Source organism: bacterium (assembly GCA_027622355.1).
Lineage (GTDB): Bacteria > UBA8248 > UBA8248 > UBA8248 > UBA8248 > JAQBZT01.
In genome coordinates this window covers 1-5124 of sequence record JAQBZT010000213.1, presented here as the reverse complement: position 1 = coordinate 5124, position 5124 = coordinate 1, and the positions used below count along the sequence as shown (strand labels likewise).

The window sequence follows — 5124 nt, the reverse complement described above, 5'->3', positions numbered from 1 at the left end:
ATTCCTCAGTCGCTGCGCTCCTTCGGAATGACACCACGGGTCCGTTGTGCAAACTGACCCACTACCAAACGGCTCTCTTCGTTGGAGAATCCTCATGCGGATTGATGTTCAGACCCACTACATGCCAGAGGCTTATGTGAAAGCGCTGGAGGCGCGCACCGATTTTCCCCGGATGGAAAGCACGGGGGGGAAGACCTGGGCGTGGGGAACCGAGGTGGACAAGCTCCCCATGCCCCCTTCGATCTTCGATCTCTCGGTCAAACTCAAGGAGATGGACGAGAACGGGGTCGATCTCAGTCTCCTCAGCCTGAACATTCCGGGCCCCGATCTCGCCAAAAAACCCGCCGTTGCGGACGAGCTGGCCCGTATCGGGAACGACGGCATCGCCGAGGCGGTGAGCCGCCATCCCGGCCGTTTCCGCGGGGTGGCGAATCTGGGTTTCGGGAGCATCGAGGCCTCCTGCCGTGAGCTGGAGCGCTGCATGGATGACCTCGGGTTCGTCGGCCTGCAGGTGTTCGCCTACATCGGCGGGAAGCGGCCGGTGGACGATCCCGCCTTCGCGCCCCTCTGGGCGCTGCTGGCCGAGCGGGGGGTTCCGCTGGTGCTGCATCCGGGGCCCTCGCCCTCCTCCCATGTCTACCAGGATTTCTGGCTCGGGCCCCTCGTCGGCTTTCTCTTCGATGAGAGCCTGGCCACGCTGCGCCTCATCCTCTCGGGCGTCATGGAGCGCCTGCCGGATCTTAAGGTGCTGCTCCCCCACGCGGGGGCGACGCTCCCCCTTCTCATGGCGCGGGTGGACTACCTCACCAGCATCCACCCCGGCGGGGATGAAAACCTCACCCAGCCGCCGAGCGGATACTTTCGGCGGGTCTACACCGACGCGGTGGCGCACTCGAAGGCGGCGCTCGAGCTGGCGGTGCGCGAGATGGGGCCGGAGCGCATCATGTTCGCCACCGACTCCCCCTGGGTGCCGATCAAGAATCACGTCAAGCTGGTGGAAAGTCTGGGGCTCTCTGCGGAAGAAACCGATCGGATCTGGAGCGGGACGGCGAAGGAGTTTTTCGGGCTTTAACGCTCCCCGCGCTTCACCATCCGCTTCACGTCGTATTCCAGCACGACATCCCCGTTCTGGTTGATGACTCTTTGGCGCGTCGCCACCACCCCGCGATCGGGCTTGCTCCTCGATGGAGCGGTTTCGGTGACCTCGACCTCAACGTGGATGGTGTCGCCCGCGTAAAGCGGCGCCTTCGCGGTGAGGCGCTCGATGCCGAGCAGGGCGATCGCCACCCCCTCGAGCACCCCGCTCTGGATGATGAGCCCGTCCGCCACGGCGCAGGTCAAAAGGGCGGGCGCGAAGCGGCGCGCGTGCCCGAGGGCGCGCAGGTGTTCCATGTCGTAGAAGAGGCTCTCGGCGTAGCCCGCCGTCCCGGCGAAGGCGAGGATGTCCGCCTCGGTCACCGTTCGGGCGCGGGTGGTGAGCTTCTCGCCCGGCACCCACGCCTCGAAGGGTTTTACCCGGCGCACGGCATTTCCCCGGCGCGGCGCATCAGGCGCCGTCCATGATGAGGGCCTGCCGGCCGAGCACGGCTCCCGCCTCGAGGCGCTCGTGGGCCTTTTCGGCCTCCTCGAGCTTGTAGGTTTCGGTGACGAGCGGCCAGAATTCCCCGCGGGCCACGAGTTCGAGCGATTCGTGCAACTCCTGCCGGGTGAGGTAGCGGCTGCCCATCAGGGTGAGTTCCTTGGAGAGCATATCGCGCGCGGAGACCTCGAAGAGTTGCGGGTTGCCGCCCAGGGTGACGAGGCGGCCCCTGCGGCCGAGCGCCTTGACCCCGTCCCCCAGCGTCTGGGCGGAGGAGACGAAGTCCACGACGACATCCACCCCCTTTCCGCCTGTGAGCTCGAGAAGGTCCTCGGTCACCTTGCCGCGGGAGGCGTCCACTACCGCATCGGCGCCGACCTCCTTGCACCGGGCGAGCTTTTCTGCGGCGATGTCCACGGCGATGACGCGCGCGCCCTTCCAGCTGGCGAGCATCACCATGTGAATCCCCACCCCGCCGCCCGCGCCGACGACGGCCACCGTGTCCTGCGGGACGATCTGCGCCCGCTTCGTGACCTTGTAGGGGGTGGCGATGGCGTCGCAGATGACGCCCACCTCGGCCGGGTGGCTCTTGTAGTCGAGCCCCGGGGGAAGCTTGATGAGGTTCCAGGCCGGGGCCTTCATGTACTCGGCGTAGCCGCCGTCGATCGCGCGGCCGATGTAGCCCTTGAAGTTTTCGCAAAGCGGCTCGAGCTGGTTCCGGCACCAGCGGCAATCCCCACAGGAGAGATAGAAGTAGCAGGCGACGGCATCGCCGATGGCGAGGCGGGTGACACCTGCGCCGAGGGAGGTGACCTCGCCGGTGATCTCGTGGCCGATGACAATCGGGTATTTCGCATCGGTTCTCCCCATCCTTGTGTGATGGATGGTGAGCCCCGCCCCGCAGGCGAGGACGCGGACGGTGGCCTCGCCCGGCCCGGGCTCGGGGATGGGGCGATCCTCCAGCACAAAGGGGGTTCCTTTTTCCTTCAAGACCATGGCTTTCATAGGATGACTCCAGCTGGGAAAGGGATGGAATGATGAGAAGAATTAGACCATGCGGACCCCGGCGCGGCAACGCCGCGGCTAGCCGCCGATGCCCTCCATGACGCTGCGCACCGCATCGAAATGAAAAGCCCCCGCATCCGGCTTGAAGAATGGCGCCCGCCAGGCGAAGAGGGGGACCTGCGCCTCGTGCAGGGCGCCGTGGCTGCGAATCGCGATCGCGCGCTCGGCTTCCGTCTGCACTCCGAAGACGGTCGTCTCATCTGCGAGCGCCATGATGTCCCCCACGCGCTCGGGCATGAGGCGGAAGCGCCGGGCGGCTTCCTCGCCCGGGATCGCCTCCTCGATGCCAGAGATTTCGCGCAGGGCCGCCAGCGCCGCATCCCGCGCGGCCGGGTCCTTCAGGTGAACGTAGGCCGCGCCCCCCTGGTTGCCGTGGTGGGCGGTGTAGCGGTCCTTGATGATGGGGACGGCGTCTGCCGCGATTCCCGCCGCGCGGAGGATCACCCCCGGATCGAGGGCGCGCGTCTTGCCCCGCATCCCGTGATCGGCCGTCACGAAGATTGCCCCATCGGGATGGAGGGTGGTCCAGGCATCGGCGAGTCTTCCGATCTCCGCATCGAGGGCGGCGAAATGCGCCTGGGCCTCTTCCGCGTCCGGCCCGTGCATGTGCTGGATGTAATCGGTCGTCGTGACGTAGAGGAGATCGGGCGCGTCTTCTTCGATGACGGCCCGCGCCGCCCGCAGAAGCCAGAGGTTGACCGCCCCGCTGTAAATTTCTTCCTTCTTCCCGGCGCGGGCGAGGAGCCGGGCGGGAGGATCCTCCGCCGTGACGAGAACGTCCGCCCCTTTGCCGATCATGCCGCAAAGCTTTTGCTTCGAGGCGAGGACGGCCCCCTTCAGGCCCGCCGCGCGCCCTTTTTCCATCAGGGTGGGGGCGCACACGAAATCGCCCGATTCCATGTAAACCTCCTCCCCGGTGTCCTTGTTCAGGAAGTAGTTGGCCGTGATGCCGTGGGCGGCGGGCGGCGCTCCGCAGATGAGCGAGACGTTGTTCACGTTGGTGACGGTGGGCATCTGGGCCGAGACGATGAGACGTGCGCCCTCCGCGCCGAGCCGATCGAGGTTCGGGGTGCCGGAGGTCTCGAAGTAGGCGGGGTCGCCCCCGTCGATGCAGACGATGAGGGCTTTCATCTCAGGTGCGGCCGATGGCCTTGGCACCGATGTCGCGGCGGAGGTAGGCGCCTTCCCAATGGATTTTGGCCGCCGCCGCATAGGCCCGGCGGATGGCGGTTTTGATGTCCGCCCCCCGCGCCGTCACGCCGAGGACGCGCCCGCCCGAGGTGACGGTGTGGCCCTCCTCGTCCAGCTTCGTTCCGGCGTGAAAGACGACGACACCCTCCATCTCTCCCGCGGCGTTGAGGCCGTGGATGCGATCCCCCTTGGGGTAGTCGCCGGGGTAGCCCTTCGCCGACATGACGACGCAGACGGCGGCGTCCGGCGAGATGTCGATCTGGGTGTGCGCGAGGCTTCCCTGGGCGCACGCCATGAGGATGGGAAGAAGATCTCCGTCCATCCGCATGAGCAGGGGCTGGCACTCCGGATCGCCGAAGCGGCAGTTGAACTCAAGCACCTTGATGTCGCCGTCCTTGATCATGAGGCCCGCGTAGAGAATGCCACGGTAGGGAGTGCCGCGGCGCTTCATCGTGTCAACGGCGGGCTGGATGACTTCGCGCATGGCCTTCTTTTCGAGTGCGGGCGTGAGGACCGGGGCGGGGGAGTAGGCACCCATCCCGCCGGTGTTGAGGCCGGTGTCCCCCTCGCCGATGGGCTTGTGATCCTGCGCCGAGGGCAGGCGCAGGGCGCGCTCCCCGTCCACGAAGGCGAGCAGGCTCGCTTCCTCTCCTTCGAGAAATTCTTCCACCACGCAGAGCGTCCCGGCGTCGCCGAAGGCGCGGTCCTCCATGACTTGAGCGATGGCCGCCTCGGCGTGGGCCACGTCCGGGCAGATGAGCACGCCCTTGCCCGCCGCGAGACCGTCCGCCTTGACCGCCCACGCCCCGCCGCGCGCGCGGACGAAGGATTTCGCTTTTTCAGCGTTATCGAAAACCCCGAAATCCGCCGTGGGGATGCCGGCTTCCTTCATCAATTCCTTCGAGAAGGATTTGCTCGATTCGATCTGGGCCGCCGCAGCATTCGGCCCGAAGGCGGGGATGCCCGCTTCGGCGAGCCGGTCCGCCAGCCCGAGGGCGAGGGGGGCTTCCGGGCCGATGACGACGAGGCCAGGCCGCTCGCTCTTCGCCAGCGTCAGGAGGGCGGCCAGATCCTCCGCGCCGATCGGCTCGTTGCGCCCGAGGCGGGCGGTGCCGGCGTTGCCGGGCGCGCAGAGGATCCCGGAAACTTCAGGGCTTTGCTTCAGCTTCCAGGCGAGGGCGTGCTCCCGGCCGCCGCCGCCCACGATGAGGACTTTCATGGACAATCTCCGGTGAAGAGAATGATGACGTGAAATGAGGGGGCCGATGCGCCCACCTTGCCCCGCCGGC

Annotated in this window: 5 protein-coding genes; 1 reads left to right on the top strand and 4 read right to left on the bottom strand. The window is 67.1% G+C overall.

Annotated elements, in window-relative coordinates; all coding sequences use genetic code 11:
- Positions 1–94 precede the first annotated feature (94 nt).
- The gene (locus O2807_11650) at positions 95–1072 is read left to right on the top strand and encodes an amidohydrolase family protein (protein ID MDA1001152.1); all 978 of its coding nucleotides are present in this window, start codon (positions 95–97) and stop codon (positions 1070–1072) included.
- On the opposite strand, the gene O2807_11645 is transcribed toward O2807_11650, so the two are convergent.
- The 4 genes from O2807_11645 to purD all read right to left on the bottom strand — a co-directional run bounded on the left by O2807_11645 (position 1069) and on the right by purD (position 5054).
- Positions 1069–1524 carry a MaoC family dehydratase N-terminal domain-containing protein gene (locus tag O2807_11645; protein ID MDA1001151.1) on the bottom strand — a complete coding sequence of 152 codons (456 nt, stop codon included), beginning with the start codon at positions 1522–1524 and terminating at the stop codon, positions 1069–1071. The genes O2807_11650 and O2807_11645 overlap by 4 nt on opposite strands.
- Before the next feature lie 22 nt (positions 1525–1546).
- The gene (locus O2807_11640) at positions 1547–2584 is read right to left on the bottom strand and encodes a zinc-binding dehydrogenase (GenBank protein MDA1001150.1); all 1038 of its coding nucleotides are present in this window, start codon (positions 2582–2584) and stop codon (positions 1547–1549) included.
- 78 nt (positions 2585–2662) lie between these two features.
- Complete coding sequence (locus tag O2807_11635) at positions 2663–3775, bottom strand: alkaline phosphatase family protein (protein ID MDA1001149.1); 1113 nt, start codon at positions 3773–3775, stop codon at positions 2663–2665.
- 1 nt (position 3776) lies between these two features.
- Positions 3777–5054 carry a phosphoribosylamine--glycine ligase gene (gene purD, locus O2807_11630; protein ID MDA1001148.1) on the bottom strand — a complete coding sequence of 426 codons (1278 nt, stop codon included), beginning with the start codon at positions 5052–5054 and terminating at the stop codon, positions 3777–3779.
- Positions 5055–5124: the final 70 nt, after the last annotated feature.

Coding starts and splice junctions, on each gene's coding strand:
- O2807_11650 (MDA1001152.1), top strand. CDS start 95: ATGCGGATTGATGTTCAGACCCACTACATGCCAGAGGCTTATGTGAAA.
- O2807_11640 (MDA1001150.1), bottom strand. CDS start 2,584: ATGAAAGCCATGGTCTTGAAGGAAAAAGGAACCCCCTTTGTGCTGGAG.
- O2807_11635 (MDA1001149.1), bottom strand. CDS start 3,775: ATGAAAGCCCTCATCGTCTGCATCGACGGGGGCGACCCCGCCTACTTC.
- purD (MDA1001148.1), bottom strand. CDS start 5,054: ATGAAAGTCCTCATCGTGGGCGGCGGCGGCCGGGAGCACGCCCTCGCC.